At 67.6% G+C, this 14,321-nt stretch carries 26 protein-coding genes; all 26 read left to right on the plus strand.

Translation table 11 applies throughout. The features are described 5' to 3' along the window. Nucleotides 1-25: 25 nt before the first annotated feature. The 26 genes from rplV to rplQ all read left to right on the plus strand — a co-directional run bounded on the left by rplV (nt 26) and on the right by rplQ (nt 14,307). Nucleotides 26-496 carry a 50S ribosomal protein L22 gene (gene rplV, locus FL583_RS41365; RefSeq protein WP_084701442.1) on the plus strand — a complete coding sequence of 157 codons (471 nt, stop codon included), beginning with the start codon at nt 26-28 and terminating at the stop codon, nt 494-496. Continuing rightward, the gene (gene rpsC / locus FL583_RS02890; RefSeq protein WP_142702877.1) at nt 496-1,410 is read left to right on the plus strand and encodes a 30S ribosomal protein S3; all 915 of its coding nucleotides are present in this window, start codon (nt 496-498) and stop codon (nt 1,408-1,410) included. The genes rplV and rpsC overlap by 1 nt, the downstream gene beginning before the upstream one ends. A 3-nt stretch (nt 1,411-1,413) precedes the next feature. After that, nucleotides 1,414-1,836 (plus strand): 50S ribosomal protein L16, encoded by a 423-nt coding sequence (rplP, locus tag FL583_RS02895; RefSeq protein WP_142702878.1) that lies wholly within the window; start codon nt 1,414-1,416, stop codon nt 1,834-1,836. Further along, nucleotides 1,833-2,072: a 50S ribosomal protein L29 gene (gene rpmC, locus FL583_RS02900; protein ID WP_142702879.1), complete on the plus strand. Its 240-nt coding sequence runs from the start codon at nt 1,833-1,835 to the stop codon at nt 2,070-2,072. The genes rplP and rpmC overlap by 4 nt, the downstream gene beginning before the upstream one ends. After that, on the plus strand, nt 2,069-2,359 hold the full coding sequence (rpsQ, locus tag FL583_RS02905; protein ID WP_142702880.1) for a 30S ribosomal protein S17: 291 nt from the start codon (nt 2,069-2,071) through the stop codon (nt 2,357-2,359). The genes rpmC and rpsQ overlap by 4 nt, the downstream gene beginning before the upstream one ends. A gap of 105 nt (nt 2,360-2,464) precedes the next feature. Then, on the plus strand, nt 2,465-2,833 hold the full coding sequence (rplN, locus tag FL583_RS02910; protein WP_035857817.1) for a 50S ribosomal protein L14: 369 nt from the start codon (nt 2,465-2,467) through the stop codon (nt 2,831-2,833). Nucleotides 2,834-2,835: 2 nt separating this feature from the next. Next, nucleotides 2,836-3,183, plus strand: coding sequence for a 50S ribosomal protein L24 (gene rplX / locus FL583_RS02915; RefSeq protein WP_142702881.1), 348 nt, complete (start codon nt 2,836-2,838; stop codon nt 3,181-3,183). After that, on the plus strand, nt 3,183-3,752 hold the full coding sequence (gene rplE, locus FL583_RS02920) for a 50S ribosomal protein L5 (protein ID WP_142702882.1): 570 nt from the start codon (nt 3,183-3,185) through the stop codon (nt 3,750-3,752). Before rplX ends, rplE begins: the two co-directional genes overlap by 1 nt. 2 nt (nt 3,753-3,754) lie before the next feature. Beyond that, nucleotides 3,755-3,940 carry a type Z 30S ribosomal protein S14 gene (locus FL583_RS02925; RefSeq protein WP_073259052.1) on the plus strand — a complete coding sequence of 62 codons (186 nt, stop codon included), beginning with the start codon at nt 3,755-3,757 and terminating at the stop codon, nt 3,938-3,940. A gap of 92 nt (nt 3,941-4,032) precedes the next feature. Beyond that, nucleotides 4,033-4,437 carry a 30S ribosomal protein S8 gene (gene rpsH / locus FL583_RS02930; protein WP_142702883.1) on the plus strand — a complete coding sequence of 135 codons (405 nt, stop codon included), beginning with the start codon at nt 4,033-4,035 and terminating at the stop codon, nt 4,435-4,437. Between the two features lie 8 nt (nt 4,438-4,445). Next, complete coding sequence (gene rplF / locus FL583_RS02935; protein WP_142702884.1) at nt 4,446-4,985, plus strand: 50S ribosomal protein L6; 540 nt, start codon at nt 4,446-4,448, stop codon at nt 4,983-4,985. Next, a complete protein-coding gene (gene rplR / locus FL583_RS02940; protein ID WP_142702885.1) occupies nt 4,985-5,380 on the plus strand; it encodes a 50S ribosomal protein L18 in 396 nt (131 codons plus the stop codon). The genes rplF and rplR overlap by 1 nt, the downstream gene beginning before the upstream one ends. A gap of 40 nt (nt 5,381-5,420) precedes the next feature. Continuing rightward, complete coding sequence (gene rpsE / locus FL583_RS02945) at nt 5,421-6,017, plus strand: 30S ribosomal protein S5 (RefSeq protein WP_142702886.1); 597 nt, start codon at nt 5,421-5,423, stop codon at nt 6,015-6,017. A gap of 1 nt (nt 6,018) precedes the next feature. Beyond that, complete coding sequence (gene rpmD / locus FL583_RS02950; RefSeq protein WP_142702887.1) at nt 6,019-6,201, plus strand: 50S ribosomal protein L30; 183 nt, start codon at nt 6,019-6,021, stop codon at nt 6,199-6,201. 4 nt (nt 6,202-6,205) lie between these two features. Then, nucleotides 6,206-6,655 carry a 50S ribosomal protein L15 gene (gene rplO / locus FL583_RS02955; RefSeq protein ID WP_142702888.1) on the plus strand — a complete coding sequence of 150 codons (450 nt, stop codon included), beginning with the start codon at nt 6,206-6,208 and terminating at the stop codon, nt 6,653-6,655. A gap of 236 nt (nt 6,656-6,891) precedes the next feature. Next, nucleotides 6,892-8,223: a preprotein translocase subunit SecY gene (secY, locus tag FL583_RS02960; protein WP_142702889.1), complete on the plus strand. Its 1,332-nt coding sequence runs from the start codon at nt 6,892-6,894 to the stop codon at nt 8,221-8,223. Beyond that, nucleotides 8,223-8,873, plus strand: coding sequence for an adenylate kinase (locus FL583_RS02965; protein ID WP_142702890.1), 651 nt, complete (start codon nt 8,223-8,225; stop codon nt 8,871-8,873). The genes secY and FL583_RS02965 overlap by 1 nt, the downstream gene beginning before the upstream one ends. A 109-nt stretch (nt 8,874-8,982) precedes the next feature. After that, on the plus strand, nt 8,983-9,804 hold the full coding sequence (map, locus tag FL583_RS02970) for a type I methionyl aminopeptidase (protein ID WP_142702891.1): 822 nt from the start codon (nt 8,983-8,985) through the stop codon (nt 9,802-9,804). A gap of 14 nt (nt 9,805-9,818) precedes the next feature. Beyond that, nucleotides 9,819-10,295, plus strand: a complete 477-nt coding sequence (locus tag FL583_RS02975) for a DUF1707 SHOCT-like domain-containing protein (RefSeq protein ID WP_142702892.1) — start codon at nt 9,819-9,821, stop codon at nt 10,293-10,295. A gap of 166 nt (nt 10,296-10,461) precedes the next feature. Continuing rightward, a complete protein-coding gene (infA, locus tag FL583_RS02980; RefSeq protein ID WP_035857803.1) occupies nt 10,462-10,683 on the plus strand; it encodes a translation initiation factor IF-1 in 222 nt (73 codons plus the stop codon). Nucleotides 10,684-10,739: 56 nt separating this feature from the next. Further along, on the plus strand, nt 10,740-10,853 hold the full coding sequence (gene rpmJ / locus FL583_RS02985; RefSeq protein ID WP_035857802.1) for a 50S ribosomal protein L36: 114 nt from the start codon (nt 10,740-10,742) through the stop codon (nt 10,851-10,853). Nucleotides 10,854-11,019: 166 nt separating this feature from the next. Beyond that, nucleotides 11,020-11,400, plus strand: coding sequence for a 30S ribosomal protein S13 (rpsM, locus tag FL583_RS02990; RefSeq protein WP_142702893.1), 381 nt, complete (start codon nt 11,020-11,022; stop codon nt 11,398-11,400). Between the two features lie 42 nt (nt 11,401-11,442). Next, the gene (gene rpsK, locus FL583_RS02995) at nt 11,443-11,847 is read left to right on the plus strand and encodes a 30S ribosomal protein S11 (RefSeq protein WP_035857800.1); all 405 of its coding nucleotides are present in this window, start codon (nt 11,443-11,445) and stop codon (nt 11,845-11,847) included. 32 nt (nt 11,848-11,879) lie between these two features. Then, complete coding sequence (rpsD, locus tag FL583_RS03000; RefSeq protein WP_142702894.1) at nt 11,880-12,506, plus strand: 30S ribosomal protein S4; 627 nt, start codon at nt 11,880-11,882, stop codon at nt 12,504-12,506. Between the two features lie 82 nt (nt 12,507-12,588). Beyond that, nucleotides 12,589-13,611 carry a DNA-directed RNA polymerase subunit alpha gene (locus FL583_RS03005; protein WP_142702895.1) on the plus strand — a complete coding sequence of 341 codons (1,023 nt, stop codon included), beginning with the start codon at nt 12,589-12,591 and terminating at the stop codon, nt 13,609-13,611. A 63-nt stretch (nt 13,612-13,674) separates the two neighbouring features. Beyond that, nucleotides 13,675-14,307: a 50S ribosomal protein L17 gene (rplQ, locus tag FL583_RS42690; protein ID WP_142702896.1), complete on the plus strand. Its 633-nt coding sequence runs from the start codon at nt 13,675-13,677 to the stop codon at nt 14,305-14,307. Nucleotides 14,308-14,321: the final 14 nt, after the last annotated feature.

Consider the following 14,321-nt stretch of genomic DNA (forward strand, 5'->3'; position numbering starts at 1 on the left):
GCGCGGAAAGACGAGAGAGCAGACAATGGCAGTGATCGACGGCAAGCGCGTGAATCCGCGACGCGTGGCGCTGCTCGGGGACGCCCCGGGGGCATTCGCCGAGGCGCGGTACGTCCGGACGACGGCGATGAAGACGCGGCGGGTGGTGGACCTCATTCGTGGTCTCCCCGCCAAGGAAGCGCTGACCGTGCTCAAGTTCGCCCCTCAGGCCGCCAGTGAGCAGGTCTACCGGGTGGTCGAGAGCGCGATCGCGAACGCTGAGCACAACGAGCGGCTCGACCCCGACTCGCTGCTCGTGACGCAGGCCTTCGTGGACGAGGGCCCGACGATGAAGCGGTTCCGGCCGCGCGCCCAGGGGCGTGCGTACCGGATCCGGAAGCGCACCTGCCACATCACTGTCGTGGTGGAGAGTGTGGCCCCGACGGCGAAGCCGAAGCGGGCGCCGAAGAAGGCGAGCGGCGGCCGGTCGGCAGCCACGAAGGGAAGCGCCGAGTAATGGGTCAGAAGGTCAACCCGCACGGCTTCCGGCTCGGCATCACGACCGAGTGGAAGTCCCGCTGGTATGCGGACAAGCTGTACAAGGACTACGTCGGTGAAGACGTGGCGATCCGGAAGATGATGTCGCGCGGTATGGAGCGCGCCGGCATCGCCCGGGTCGACATCGAGCGCACCCGCGACCGCGTCCGTGTCGACATCCACACCGCCCGGCCGGGCATCGTCATCGGCCGTCGTGGTGCGGAGGCCGACCGGATCCGCGGCCAGCTGGAGAAGCTCACCGGCAAGCAGGTCCAGCTGAACATCCTCGAGGTGAAGAACCCCGAGGCGGATGCCCAGTTGGTGGCTCAAGGGGTTGCCGAGCAGCTCTCGAGCCGGGTCAGCTTCCGGCGCGCGATGCGCAAGGCCATGCAGTCGGCGATGAAGTCGCCGGGCGTCAAGGGCATCCGGGTGCAGTGCGCCGGCCGCCTGGGTGGCGCCGAGATGTCGCGGTCGGAGTTCTACCGCGAGGGCCGGGTGCCGCTGCACACGCTCCGCGCGAACATCGACTACGGCTTCTACGAGGCCCGCACCACGTTCGGCCGGATCGGCGTCAAGGTCTGGATCTACAAGGGCGACGTCGTCCAGAGCCGGGCCGAGCGCGAGGCCGCCGAGGCCGCGCTGCGTCAGCACCGGGGCAACCGTCCCGAGCGTCGTCGTGGCGCCGGTGGCGGTGGCGGCGGCCGTGGCCGCGGCGACCGTCAGGGCGGCGGCCGGGGTGCCGAGCGCACCGAGGCCGAGGCTCCGGTCGCGACCGAAACCCCCGCAGTCGAGGCTCAGGTCGAGGCTCCGGTTGCCACTGAGCCGGCGGCCACGCCGGCCGTCGAGGCGCCCGAGGCTGCCCCGACGCAGGACAACGCAGGTCAGGAGGGCTGACCCATGCTGATTCCGCGCAGGGTCAAGCACCGTAAGCAGCACCACCCGACGCGCCGTGGCGCGTCCAAGGGCGGTACCGCGGTCACCTTCGGCGAGTACGGCATCCAGGCTCTGGAGCCCGCCTACGTGACCAACCGGCAGATCGAGTCGGCGCGTATCGCGATCACCCGTCACATCAAGCGTGGCGGCAAGGTCTGGATCAACATCTACCCGGACCGCCCGCTCACCAAGAAGCCGGCCGAGACCCGCATGGGTTCCGGTAAGGGTTCGCCGGAGTGGTGGATCGCGAACGTCAAGCCGGGACGCGTGCTCTTCGAGCTGCAGTACCCGAACGAGCAGATCGCCCGCGAGGCCATGCGTCGCGCGATCCACAAGCTCCCGATGAAGTGCCGGATCGTCAAGCGCGAGGGGAGTGAGGCGGCGTGAGCAGCGGCCCGAACGACAAGGCTGCCGAGCTGCGCGAGCTCGACGACGAGCAGCTCGTCACCCGGTTGCGGGAGGCCAAGGAGGAGCTGTTCAACCTCCGCTTCCAGAACGCGACCGGTCAGCTGGACAACAACCGCCGGCTCCAGGTCGTCCGCCGGGACATCGCCCGGATCTACACGATCATGCGGTCGCGTGAGCTCGGTATCGAAAGCGCACCGAGTGAGGTGACGGCATGAGCGAGGAGAACGTGAGCGAGGCCACTTCCGGGATCGCCCGGAACTACCGCAAGACCCGTGAGGGTCTCGTGGTGAGCGACAAGATGGACAAGACGGTCGTCGTCGAGGTCGAAGACCGCGTCAAGCACCGTCTCTACGGCAAGGTCATCCGTCGGACCAACCGGCTGAAGGCGCACGACGAGCAGAACGACTGCGGCGTCGGCGACCGGGTCCGGCTGATGGAGACCCGGCCGCTGTCGGCCACGAAGCGGTGGCGCGTCGTCGAAATCCTCGAGCGCGCGAAGTAATGCCGCTCCGCCGGAAGGTTCGCGAGAACCTTCCGGCACAATTGAGAAAGTTCCGTTCCGCCAGGCTCTCAACGAGAGAACCGGCGCGACATCAATGGAGTTGACGTGATCCAGCAGGAGTCGCGACTGCGTGTCGCCGACAACACTGGGGCCAAGGAGATCCTGTGCATCAGGGTCCTGGGTGGCTCCGGCCGGCGGTACGCGGGTATCGGCGACATCATCGTGGGCACCGTCAAGGACGCCATCCCCGGCGCGGGCGTGAAGCGCGGTGACGTCGTGAAGGCCGTCGTCGTCCGCACCGTGAAGGAGAAGCGGCGGCCGGACGGCTCCTACATCCGTTTCGACGAGAACGCCGCGGTCCTGATCAAGGACGGTGGCGACCCGCGCGGGACCCGTATCTTCGGCCCGGTCGGGCGCGAGCTGCGCGACAAGCGGTTCATGAAGATCATCTCGCTCGCCCCGGAGGTGCTCTGACCATGGCGAAGCTCAAGGTGAAAAAGGGCGACACGGTCCTGGTCATCGCCGGCAAGGACAAGGGCGCCAAGGGCAAGGTGATCCAGTCGTACCCCGACACCCAGCGGGTGCTCGTCGAGGGTGTGAACCGGATCAAGAAGCACACCAAGGTCTCCACCACGCAGCGCGGCGCCAAGTCGGGCGGGATCGTGACGCAGGAGGCCCCCATCCACGTCAGCAACGTGATGGTCGTCGGCAACGACGGCAAGCCGACTCGGGTGGGTTACCGGACCGAAGAGGTCACCGGCGACGACGGCCAGGTCTCGCGCAAGCGGATCCGCGTCTCCCGGCGGACCGGTGAGGACATCTGATGACTGCCCCGGCCACTGAGAAGATCCAGCCGCGGCAGAAGCTGCGGTACCGCGAGGAGATCATCCCCGCGCTGCGTGACCAGTTCAAGTACGCGAACGTCATGCAGGTTCCCGGCGTCGTCAAGGTCGTCGTGAACATGGGCGTCGGCGACGCCGCTCGCGACTCCAAGCTGATCGACGGCGCGGTCCGCGACCTCACCGCGATCACCGGCCAGCGGCCGCAGATCCAGAAGGCCCGGAAGTCCATCGCGCAGTTCAAGCTGCGCGAGGGTCAGCCGATCGGCGCGAAGGTCACCCTGCGCAACGACCGGATGTGGGAGTTCCTGGACCGCCTGCTGTCGATCGCCCTGCCCCGGATCCGCGACTTCCGCGGCCTCTCCGGCAAGCAGTTCGACGGACACGGCAACTACACGTTCGGCCTGAACGAGCAGTCGATGTTCCACGAGATCGACGTGGACAAGATCGACCGCCCGCGGGGCATGGACATCACGGTCGTGACCACTGCGACGACGGACGAGGAGGGTCGGGCGCTGCTCAAGCTCCTCGGCTTTCCGTTCAAGGAGAACTGAGCATGGCGAAGAAGGCCCTGATCCAGAAGGCGTCGGGCAAGCAGAAGTTCAAGGTGCGCGCCTACACTCGCTGCCAGCGTTGTGGTCGTCCGCGCGCCGTGTACCGGTCGTTCGGCCTGTGCCGTATCTGCGTCCGTGAGATGGCGCACCGCGGCGAGCTTCCCGGAGTCACCAAGTCCTCGTGGTGACTCGAGTCGCCACGCTCGTACTAAGGACCTGATCCCAGGTCCGCTGCTTCGCCGAAGGCCTTTGGGAACCGCGGCGAGAAAGGCATGAACCCATGACGATGACCGACCCGATCGCAGACATGCTCACGCGTCTGCGCAACGCCAATTCGGCGTACCACGATCGTGTGTCGATGCCGCACTCGAAGCTCAAGGCCCACGTCGCCGAGATCCTCCAGCAGGAGGGCTACATCGCCGGCTGGACGGTGGCCGACTCCGAGACGGGTGTGGGCAAGGTCCTGTCCGTGGACCTGAAGTACGGCCCGAACCGGGAGCGGAGCATCGCCGGCCTGCGGCGTGTCTCGAAGCCGGGCCTGCGGGTCTACGCGAAGTCCAACAGCTTGCCCCGCGTGCTGGGCGGCCTCGGCGTGGCGATCATCTCCACGTCGTCCGGGCTGCTCACCGACCGGCAGGCCACGAAGCGCGGAGTGGGCGGGGAAGTCCTCGCCTACGTCTGGTAGGGGAGAGCATGTCACGCATCGGTAAGCTGCCGATCCCGGTGCCCTCCGGCGTCGACGTCTCGATCGACGGGGCGAACGTCACCGTGAAGGGCCCGAAGGGCACCCTTTCCCACCAGGTCGTCGAGCCGATCACGATCGGGCGCGGGGACGACGGGACGATCGAGGTCTCGCGTCCGAACGAGGAGCGTCGGTCCAAGGAGCGGCACGGGCTGACCCGGACGCTGGTGGCCAACATGATCACCGGCGTCACCACCGGGTACAGCAAGACCCTGGAGATCCAGGGCACCGGTTACCGCGTCCAGGCCAAGGGCTCGGACCTCGAGTTCGCGCTCGGGTTCAGCCACCCGGTCACCGTCCGGCCGCCGGAGGGCATCACCTTCCGGGTCGAGAAGCCGACCACGTTCGTGGTCGAGGGCATCGACAAGCAGCTGGTCGGCGAGGTCGCCGCCAACATCCGCAAGATTCGTCCGCCGGAGCCCTACAAGGGCAAGGGCGTCCGTTACCAGGGCGAGAACGTCCGGCGTAAGGCCGGAAAGGCAGGTAAGTGATGGGTGCCAATCTGCTGCACCGCAAGTCCGGGGCCGGCGTCTCCGCCGTCCGCCGGGTGGGCAAGGCGCGCCGTCACTTCCGCCTGCGGAAGAAGGTCGCCGGCACCGAGGCGCGCCCGCGTCTCGTCGTGACCCGGTCGACCCGGCACATCTACGCCCAGGTCATCGACGACACGGTCGGCCGCACGCTGGCCTCCGCGTCGACGCTCGACACCTCGATCCGGGGTGGCGACGGCGACAAGTCGGCGCAGGCCCAGGCCGTCGGCCGTCTGGTCGCCGAGCGGGCCAAGGCCGCCGGGATCGACGCGGTCGTCTTCGACCGGGGCGGCAACAAGTACCACGGGCGGATCGCGGCTCTGGCCGACGCCGCTCGCGAAGGTGGGCTGGAGTTCTGATGGCTACCAGCTCTGAGAAGACCAACGAGGGGAACGTCTGATGCCTGGTCAGCAGCGCCGAGGCGGTGGAGGCGGTGAGCGCCGTGACCGTCGCGACGGCGGGCGGGGCGGTCAGGCCCCGGAGAAGTCGCCGCACATCGAGCGCGTAGTCGCGATCAACCGTGTGGCGAAGGTCGTCAAGGGTGGTCGTCGCTTCAGCTTCACCGCGCTGGTCGTGGTGGGCGACGGTGACGGCACCGTGGGCGTCGGCTACGGCAAGGCGAAGGAGGTGCCGGCCGCCATCGCGAAGGGTGTCGAGGAGGCCAAGAAGCACTTCTTCAAGGTGCCGCGGATCGGCTCCACCATCGCGCACCCCGTGCAGGGCGAGGACGCCGCAGGCGTCGTCCTGCTGAAGCCCGCCAGCCCCGGTACCGGCGTCATCGCCGGTGGCCCGGTGCGCGCGGTGCTGGAGTGCGCCGGTATCCACGACATCCTGAGCAAGAGCCTCGGTTCGTCGAACGCGATCAACATCGTGCACGCCACGATCGCGGCGCTGAAGATGATCGAGCGCCCGGAGGCCATCGCGGCTCGCCGCGGCCTCCCGCTCGAGGACGTCGCTCCCGCAGCTCTGCTGCGGGCGCGAGCCGGAGGAGAGTGACGTGGCTCGTCTCAAGGTCACCCAGATCCGGTCGACGATCGGCACCAAGCAGAACCACCGCAACACGCTGCGGTCGCTCGGCTTGAAGCGGATCAACGACGTCGTCGTGAAGGAAGACCGCCCCGAGATGCGCGGCATGGTGCAGACCGTGCGGCACCTCGTGACGGTCGAGGAGGTCGAGTAACGCCATGGCCCTCAAGGTCCATCACCTGAAGCCGGCCCCTGGCGCTCACACCCCCAAGACCCGCGTGGGTCGTGGTGAGGGCTCCAAGGGTAAGACGGCCGGTCGCGGTACCAAGGGAACCAAGGCCCGCTACCAGGTTCCGGCTCGCTTCGAGGGTGGGCAGATGCCCATCCACATGCGACTGCCGAAGCTCAAGGGCTTCAAGAACCGGTTCCGGGTCGAGTACCAGGTCGTCAACCTGGAGCGTCTCGCGCAGCTGTTCCCGGACGGCGGCGAGATCGGTCCGGAGGAGCTGGCCCTGGCCGGCGCCGTGCGGCCGGGTCACCTGGTGAAGATCCTCGGCGACGGGGACCTCAACGGGGTGAAGCTCACCGCGACCGCGCACAAGTTCTCGGCTTCGGCCAAGGAGAAGATCGAGGCCGCCGGCGGTTCGGCGACCCCGATCGAGCAGTAGTACGACAGCTGAGCCGGCCCGGGCGGAACTCGCCCGGGCCGGAGTCCGTTGGTCATCTCAGCGCGCTCTCAGGGTGGGCCATCGGTGACCGGCTGGCTGTTAGAGTCGCACCACAGGCCCGCGCCTGACGGCGGAGCGGGCTGCCCCGACCACACTGGGCCGATGAGGTTTCCTCGGCCTGACCGATCAGCGGGCCACGACTGCATCGACAGCGGGGTCCGTGCGCAGGAGGACTTGTGCTCGCCGCCTTCGGTAGGGCGTTTCGTACGCCCGACCTGCGCAAGAAGATCTTCTTCACGCTGTTCATCATCGCGATCTACCGTGTCGGCGCCACGCTGCCGTCGCCGGGCGTCTCCGTCACGAACATCAACGCCTGCATCGACCAGCTGAACACCGGTGGCGGCAGCGACGTGCTGACGCTGCTGAACCTGTTCAGCGGTGGAGCGCTGCTGCAGCTCTCGGTGTTCGCGCTCGGCATCATGCCGTACATCACCGCCAGCATCATCCTGCAGCTGCTCGTCGTGGTCATTCCGCGGCTGGAGCAGCTCCGCAAGGAAGGCCAGGCGGGGCAGGCCAAGATCACGCAGTACACGCGTTATCTGACGATCGGCTTGGCGATCCTGCAGTCGACCGGCTACATCGCGCTGGCCCGCAGCGGCAACCTCTTCCAGGGCTGCTCGCTCTCGGTGATCCCGAGCAACACCGCCCAGCCCGAGTGGCTGACGCTCACCACGCTGGTGCTGACGATGACCGCGGGTACCGCCGTCGTCATGTGGCTCGGCGAGCTGATCACCGACCGCGGTGTCGGCAACGGCATGTCGGTCCTGATCTTCACCTCGATCGCCGCCCGCATCCCCTACGAGGGCCAGAACATCCTCGAGACCAAGGGTGGGCTCGTCTTCGGCATCGTGCTCGCGGTCGTCCTGGTCGTCATCGGCCTGGTCGTCTTCATCGAGCAGGCGCAGCGACGGATCCCGGTCCAGTACGCGAAGCGGATGATCGGCCGGCGGATGTACGGCGGAACCTCGACCTACATCCCGCTGAAGGTCAACCAGGCCGGCGTCATCCCGGTGATCTTCGCCTCATCGCTGCTCTACCTTCCCCAGCTGTTCAGTCAGCTCGGGGACCCGAACAACCCCGGTTCGGTGCAGAAGTTCGTCGACAAGTGGATCACCCCGGCCGATTCCTGGGTGCACATCGTGCTGTATTTCGCCTTGATCGTCTTCTTCACGTACTTCTACGTGGCGATCACGTTCAACCCGACCGAGGTCGCGGACAACATGCGGAAGTACGGCGGGTTCGTGCCCGGCATCCGGCCCGGTCGGCCGACGGCGGAGTACCTCGGCTACATTCTCAGCAGGATCACTCTTCCGGGGTCGATCTACCTGGGTATCATCGCGGTTCTTCCGAACTTGTTCATCTCACTACTCGATAACGGCGGCAACAGCACTCAGAACTTCCCCTTCGGGGGTACGGCGGTACTGATCATCGTCGGTGTCGGTCTCGAGACCGTTAAACAGATCGAGAGCCAGCTCATGCAGCGCAACTACGAAGGTTTCCTCCGCTAGTGCGGCTGGTACTGGTCGGCCCCCCGGGTGCGGGCAAGGGGACTCAGGCCGAGTTCATCGCAGCTCACCTTGCCGCGCCCAAGATCTCCACGGGCGATCTGTTTCGATTCAACGTGGGTCAGGGCACGCCGCTCGGCATCGAGGCGAAGAAGTACATGGACTCCGGCCAGCTCGTGCCGGACGAGATCACGATCAACATGGTGCGCCAGCGGCTCGCCGAGCAGGACGCGGTCGACGGGTTCCTGCTCGACGGGTTCCCGCGGAACGTCCCGCAGGCCGAGGTGCTCGACGACATGCTGAAGGAGCTCGGCGTCAAGATCGACGTCGTGCTCGAACTGGTGGTCGAGGACGACGAGGTGATCCGGCGGCTCTCCGGGCGTCGTACCTGCCGGGGCTGCGGCAAGATCTGGCACGTCGAGTTCGATCCGACCACCGTCGAGGGTGTCTGCGACCGCTGCGACGGCCAGTTGTTCCAGCGCGACGACGACAAGCCCGAGACGATCGCCAAGCGGCTCGAGGTCTACCACGAGCAGACCGAGCCCCTGGTCGACTTCTACAGCGCCCAGGGCAAGCTCGTCGGCATCGACGCGACCGGCCCGGTGGAAGACGTCACCGACCGCGCCATCGACGCGCTGGGACCGTTCGAGTAGCCACAAGACGAAGGGCCGGGCGAAAGCCCGGCCCTTCTACCTGTCTCCACCCCACACGATCTGGGGTGGCCCGTCGGCCGGGTGTCCAAACACCAAGTACTGTCGGAATGTGTTCAGGACGCAGGAAATCCAGCTCAAGTCACCCGCCGACATCCTGTTGATGCGCGAAGCCGGCCTGGTGGTCGGGACGACGCTGGAACGCCTGCGCGCCGCGGTCGAGCCGGGCATCTCTACGGGTGAGCTGGACGCGATCGCCGAGGAGTCGATCCGGTCGATGGGCGGCATCCCCTCGTTCAAGGGCTACCACGGCTTCCCGGCGTCGATCTGCGCGTCGGTGAACGACCAGGTCGTCCACGGCATCCCCAGCAAGGGGCAGGTGCTGCAAGACGGCGACCTGATCTCGATCGACTGCGGGGCGATCGTCGACGGCTGGCACGGCGACTCGGCGATCACGGTTCCGGTGGGCACCGGCCGTCCGGAAGACCTGAAGATGGCCGAGGTCTGCGCGGACGCGATGTGGGCGGGCTTCGCCGCCGCCAAGGTCGGCGGACGCCTCACCGACATCAGCTACGCGGTCGAGCAGGCCGTGCGGGCCGGCGGGAAGTACGGGATCGTCAAGCACTACGGCGGCCACGGCATCGGCACCGAGATGCACCAGGACCCGCACGTGCTCAACTACGGCAAGCCGGGCCGCGGACCGAAGCTGCGGGTGGGCATGGCGCTGGCGATCGAGCCGATGATCACGATGGCCGACCCCGACACGGTCGAGCTCGAGGACGGCTGGACGGTCGTGACCGTCGACGGGTCCCGGGCCGCGCACACCGAACACACGTTCGTGCTCACCGAGGACGGCCCGTGGGTGCTCACCGCGCTCGACGGGGGTGTCGGCCGGCTGGGTGACGCGGTCACGAGGCAGCAGTCGCGCGCCTGAGAGACACTGGATCCATGGCGTCGCCGGAACCCCCAGAGCCTGGAACGTCCCCGCCTCCGAAGCCCCCCGCCGCCGACGTGACGCCCGCGATCCGCGTCGGGGACGCCGAGCGGCAGGCTGTCGTCGCCCGGCTGCAGCGGGCACTCGACGAGGGCCGGCTGGACCTGCACGAGTTCGACGAGCGGGCCGCGGTCGCCTACGCCGCCCGAACCGAGGCCGACCTGGTGCCGCTGACCGCCGACCTCCCGGCGCAGCCGGGCAACACGCCGCGACCGCCGGTCGCCGGGAGTGCCGTCGCCGAGCCGGTGAAGAGGCCCGGCCGGCTGTCCGGCTCCGAGAGCAGCTGGCTGCGGATCGCGATCATCCTCACCGTGATCTGGCTGGTCACCAGCGTGGCCCGGGGGCACGTCACGTTCTTCTGGCCGATCTTCCCGATCGGTATCTGGGGCGCCGTGCTGCTCGCGAACCGGCTGACCGGCAGGCGCGACTAGGCCGGTTTGGCGGGTCAGCCGCTGACAACGTAGACTTCATTGCTGGCGCGTTGCGTCTGTTCTCTCGGCATGTCTGTCGAGGGACGCGGCTGAAGATACGACACGCCTCACCGAGTTTTACCGCCGGTGCCTCCGGGCCCGGAACGACGTCACGATTGCGGAGGACATGCCCAAGAAAGACGGGGCCATCGAAATCGAAGGCCGAGTGGTCGAAGCGCTGCCGAACGCGATGTTCCGCGTGGAGCTGCAGAACGGGCACCTGGTCCTGGCTCACATCTCCGGGAAGATGCGGCAGCACTACATCCGCATCCTGCCCGAGGACCGGGTCGTCGTGGAGCTTTCGCCCTACGACTTGTCCCGTGGGCGCATCGTCTACCGCTACAAGTAACTGACTGCTCGCTGGCTCCACGGCTGGCGGCGTTTTCTAGGAGATGGCGAACAGCCGTGAAGGTCAACCCGAGCGTCAAGCCGATCTGTGACAAGTGCAAGGTGATCCGCCGTCACGGCCGGGTCATGGTGATCTGCGAGAACCTGCGCCACAAGCAGCGCCAGGGCTAATCGCACTGTCGCCCTCTCCTCAGGGCAGTGCACCGCAGGGAACCAACACAAAAGCGTTCGAGGCGCGGGTGACCGCGTCCCACCCCCGGTCGGAGGCCGGGGCCCGTCTGGGCAGACGGGAACTCGAATCGCTCAGACCTCCGCAGACGAAGGAGTACGCCCACCCATGGCACGTCTCGTCGGCGTAGACCTCCCCCGCGAAAAGCGGCTGGAGATCGCGCTCACGTACATCTTCGGCATCGGCCGGACCCGTTCTCTGGAGACGATCGCGGCGACCGGGCTCAACCCCGACACCCGCGTTCGCGACCTGTCGGACGAAGACCTGGTTCGACTTCGTGACTACATCGAGGCTTCGTTCCGGGTCGAAGGTGACCTTCGCCGCGAGGTCGCCGCTGACATCCGGCGCAAGATCGAGATCGGTTGCTACCAGGGCATCCGGCACCGCCGCGGCCTTCCGGTGCGTGGTCAGCGGACGCACACCAACGCGCGTACGCGTAAGGGCCCGCGCAAGACCGTGGCCGGCAAGAAGAAGCCGGGCAAGAAGTAACCCGCCCCTTAGCTACCGCATTTCTCGAGGAGACTTTCAGTAATGCCACCGAAGAGCCGTGGCGCCGGGGTCAAGAAGGTCCGGCGCAAGGAAAAGAAGAACGTCGCGCACGGCCACGCGCACATCAAGAGCACGTTCAACAACACGATCGTGTCGATCACGGACCCGCAGGGCAACGTGATCAGCTGGGCGTCCGCCGGCCACGTGGGCTTCAAGGGCTCGCGCAAGTCGACGCCGTTCGCCGCGCAGATGGCCGCCGAGAACGCGGCCCGCAAGGCGCAGGAGCACGGCATGCGCAAGGTCGACGTCTTCGTGAAGGGCCCGGGTTCCGGTCGCGAGACCGCCATCCGGTCGCTGCAGGCGACCGGCCTCGAGGTGGGGTCGATCTCCGACGTCACCCCGATGCCGCACAACGGCTGCCGTCCGCCCAAGCGCCGCCGCGTCTGATTAGCACCGTCGTACGAGGAGACTGAGGAGAAATGGCCCGTTACACCGGTGCTGACTGCCGCCGTTGCCGGCGCGAGAAGATGAAGCTGTTCCTCAAGGGCAGCAAGTGCGAGTCGCCGAAGTGCCCGATCGAGGTCCGGCCCTACCCGCCGGGCCAGCACGGCCGCGGTCGCACGAAGGACAGCGAGTACCTGCTCCAGCTGCGTGAGAAGCAGAAGGCCAAGCGCATCTACGGTGTGCTGGAGAAGCAGTTCGGCGGCTACTACGTCGAGGCGAACCGCAAGCAGGGCAAGACCGGCGACATCCTGCTCCAGATCCTGGAGTCGCGCCTGGACAACGTCATCTACCGCGCCGGCTTCTCGAAGTCGCGTGACATGGCGCGCCAGGTCGTCCGCCACGGCCACGTCCTGGTCAACGGCGTGAAGGTCGACATCCCGTCCTACCGGGTGAGCGAGAACGACATCGTCGAGATCCGGGAGAAGTCCCGCGAGCTCACGCCGTTCGTCGTCGCGCGCGCCGAGGCGGGTTCCCGGGGCATCCCGGCCTGGCTCGAGGTTCTCTCCAGCCAGATGCGGATCCTGGTGCACGCTCTCCCGGCCCGGCAGGTCATCGACACGCCGGTCCAGGAGCAGCTGATCGTCGAGCTCTACTCGAAGTAATCGGGACGGCCGGTGCGCGAGCACCGGCCGTACCATTGGATGGGCGTCATATAGCGGACGCCCTGACCGACAGGAGTAAGTAGTGCTCATCACCCAGCGTCCTACGCTGACTGAAGAGTCCGTCAACGAGTACCGCTCGCGGTTCGTGATCGAGCCGCTGGAGCCCGGATTCGGCTACACGCTGGGCAACTCGCTCCGGCGCACGCTGCTATCCTCGATCCCCGGCGCTGCCGTCACCAGCATCAAGATCGACGGCGTCCTGCACGAGTTCACCACGGTCCCCGGGGTGAAAGAGGACGTCACCGAGCTGATCCTGAACATCAAGCAGCTCGTGATCAGCTCCGAGAACGACGAGCCGGTCACGATGTACCTGCGCAAGCAGGGCCCGGGCACGGTCACCGCGGCGGACATCGCGCCGCCGGCCGGCGTCACCGTGCACAACACCGACCTGCACATCGCCACGATCAACGCGAAGGGCCGGCTCGAGCTCGAGCTGACCGTCGAGCGTGGCCGTGGTTACGTCTCGGCGGTCCAGAACAAGCAGCCCGGGCAGGAGATCGGCCGGATCCCGGTCGACTCGATCTACTCCCCGGTGCTGAAGGTCAAGTACGCCGTCGAAGCCACCCGCGTCGAGCAGCGGACCGACTTCGACAAGCTGATCATCGACGTCGAGACCAAGAACTCGATCACCCCGCGGACGGCGCTCGCCTCCGCCGGCTCGACCCTGGTCGAGCTGTTCGGCCTCGCCCGCGAGCTGGACGAGACCGCCGAGGGCATCGACATCGGCCCGTCGCCGCAGGACGCCGCTCTGGCGGCCGACCTGGCGCTGCCGATCGAGGAGCTCGACCTGACGGTCCGTTCCTACAACTGCCTCAAGCGTGAGGGCATCCACTCCGTGGGTGAGCTCATCTCGCGCAGTGAGGCCGACCTCCTCGACATCCGCAACTTCGGCGCGAAGTCGATCGACGAGGTCAAGATGAAGCTGGCCACGATGGGTCTCGCGCTCAAGGACTCGCCGCCCGGGTTCGACCCGGCGAACGTCGTGGACACCTTCTCGGACGCCGACTACGACGGCGCCGACTACGCCGAGACCGAGCAGCTGTAACCCGCTGTCCGTGGCCGGTCCCGAGGGGCCGGCCACGGAGCGGCCAACCGAGGAGCAAGGAAGATGCCCACGCCCACCAAGGGTCCCCGCCTCGGCGGTAGCCCGGCCCACGAGAAGCACCTGCTGTCGAACCTGGCGCGGTCGCTGTTCGAGCACGGCCGGATCACCACCACCGAAGCCAAGGCGAAGCGGCTCCGCCCGTACGCCGAGCGGCTGATCACCTTCGCCAAGCGCGGAGACCTGCACGCCCGTCGCCAGGTGCTCAGCCTGGTGCGGGACAAGGACGTGGTCGGTCACCTGTTCGCCGAGATCGGTCCCCGGTACGTCAACCGCCCCGGCGGTTACACCCGGATCGTCAAGGTCAACCCCCGCAAGGGTGACAACGCTCCGATGGCGATCATCGAGCTCGTCGAGGCGCTGACCGTGGCGCAGCAGGCCGTCGGCGAGGCCGAGCGCGCCCGCGGCTCCCGGTTCGCCAAGGACGACAAGTCCGCCGCCCTGTCGGGCGACACCGACACCGACGAGACCACCTCCGACGAGACCACCGACGTCGAGGTGGCCGAGGCCAAGGCGGAGGCCGCTGAGGCGAAGGCCGAGGCCGCCGAGGCCAAGGCCGACGCTGCGGACGCCAAGGCGGAGGCCGCTGAGGCCAAGGCCGAGGTCGCCGAGGCCAAGTCGGACGAGGACAAGGCCTGACGCTGTTCGCAGAC

This window comes from Cryptosporangium phraense, from assembly GCF_006912135.1.
GTDB classification, from domain to species: Bacteria; Actinomycetota; Actinomycetes; order Mycobacteriales; family Cryptosporangiaceae; genus Cryptosporangium; species Cryptosporangium phraense.

What these genes read in the sequence shown, in the direction of transcription:
- rplV (WP_084701442.1), top strand. Translation starts at nt 26, where the DNA reads ATGGCAGTGATCGACGGCAAGCGCGTGAATCCGCGACGCGTGGCGCTG.
- rpsC (WP_142702877.1), top strand. Translation starts at nt 496, where the DNA reads ATGGGTCAGAAGGTCAACCCGCACGGCTTCCGGCTCGGCATCACGACC.
- rplP (WP_142702878.1), top strand. Translation starts at nt 1,414, where the DNA reads ATGCTGATTCCGCGCAGGGTCAAGCACCGTAAGCAGCACCACCCGACG.
- rpsQ (WP_142702880.1), top strand. Translation starts at nt 2,069, where the DNA reads ATGAGCGAGGAGAACGTGAGCGAGGCCACTTCCGGGATCGCCCGGAAC.
- rplX (WP_142702881.1), top strand. Translation starts at nt 2,836, where the DNA reads ATGGCGAAGCTCAAGGTGAAAAAGGGCGACACGGTCCTGGTCATCGCC.
- rplE (WP_142702882.1), top strand. Translation starts at nt 3,183, where the DNA reads ATGACTGCCCCGGCCACTGAGAAGATCCAGCCGCGGCAGAAGCTGCGG.
- FL583_RS02925 (WP_073259052.1), top strand. Translation starts at nt 3,755, where the DNA reads ATGGCGAAGAAGGCCCTGATCCAGAAGGCGTCGGGCAAGCAGAAGTTC.
- rpsH (WP_142702883.1), top strand. Translation starts at nt 4,033, where the DNA reads ATGACGATGACCGACCCGATCGCAGACATGCTCACGCGTCTGCGCAAC.
- rplF (WP_142702884.1), top strand. Translation starts at nt 4,446, where the DNA reads ATGTCACGCATCGGTAAGCTGCCGATCCCGGTGCCCTCCGGCGTCGAC.
- rplR (WP_142702885.1), top strand. Translation starts at nt 4,985, where the DNA reads ATGGGTGCCAATCTGCTGCACCGCAAGTCCGGGGCCGGCGTCTCCGCC.
- rpsE (WP_142702886.1), top strand. Translation starts at nt 5,421, where the DNA reads ATGCCTGGTCAGCAGCGCCGAGGCGGTGGAGGCGGTGAGCGCCGTGAC.
- rplO (WP_142702888.1), top strand. Translation starts at nt 6,206, where the DNA reads ATGGCCCTCAAGGTCCATCACCTGAAGCCGGCCCCTGGCGCTCACACC.
- FL583_RS02975 (WP_142702892.1), top strand. Translation starts at nt 9,819, where the DNA reads ATGGCGTCGCCGGAACCCCCAGAGCCTGGAACGTCCCCGCCTCCGAAG.
- infA (WP_035857803.1), top strand. Translation starts at nt 10,462, where the DNA reads ATGCCCAAGAAAGACGGGGCCATCGAAATCGAAGGCCGAGTGGTCGAA.
- rpsM (WP_142702893.1), top strand. Translation starts at nt 11,020, where the DNA reads ATGGCACGTCTCGTCGGCGTAGACCTCCCCCGCGAAAAGCGGCTGGAG.
- rpsK (WP_035857800.1), top strand. Translation starts at nt 11,443, where the DNA reads ATGCCACCGAAGAGCCGTGGCGCCGGGGTCAAGAAGGTCCGGCGCAAG.
- rpsD (WP_142702894.1), top strand. Translation starts at nt 11,880, where the DNA reads ATGGCCCGTTACACCGGTGCTGACTGCCGCCGTTGCCGGCGCGAGAAG.
- rplQ (WP_142702896.1), top strand. Translation starts at nt 13,675, where the DNA reads ATGCCCACGCCCACCAAGGGTCCCCGCCTCGGCGGTAGCCCGGCCCAC.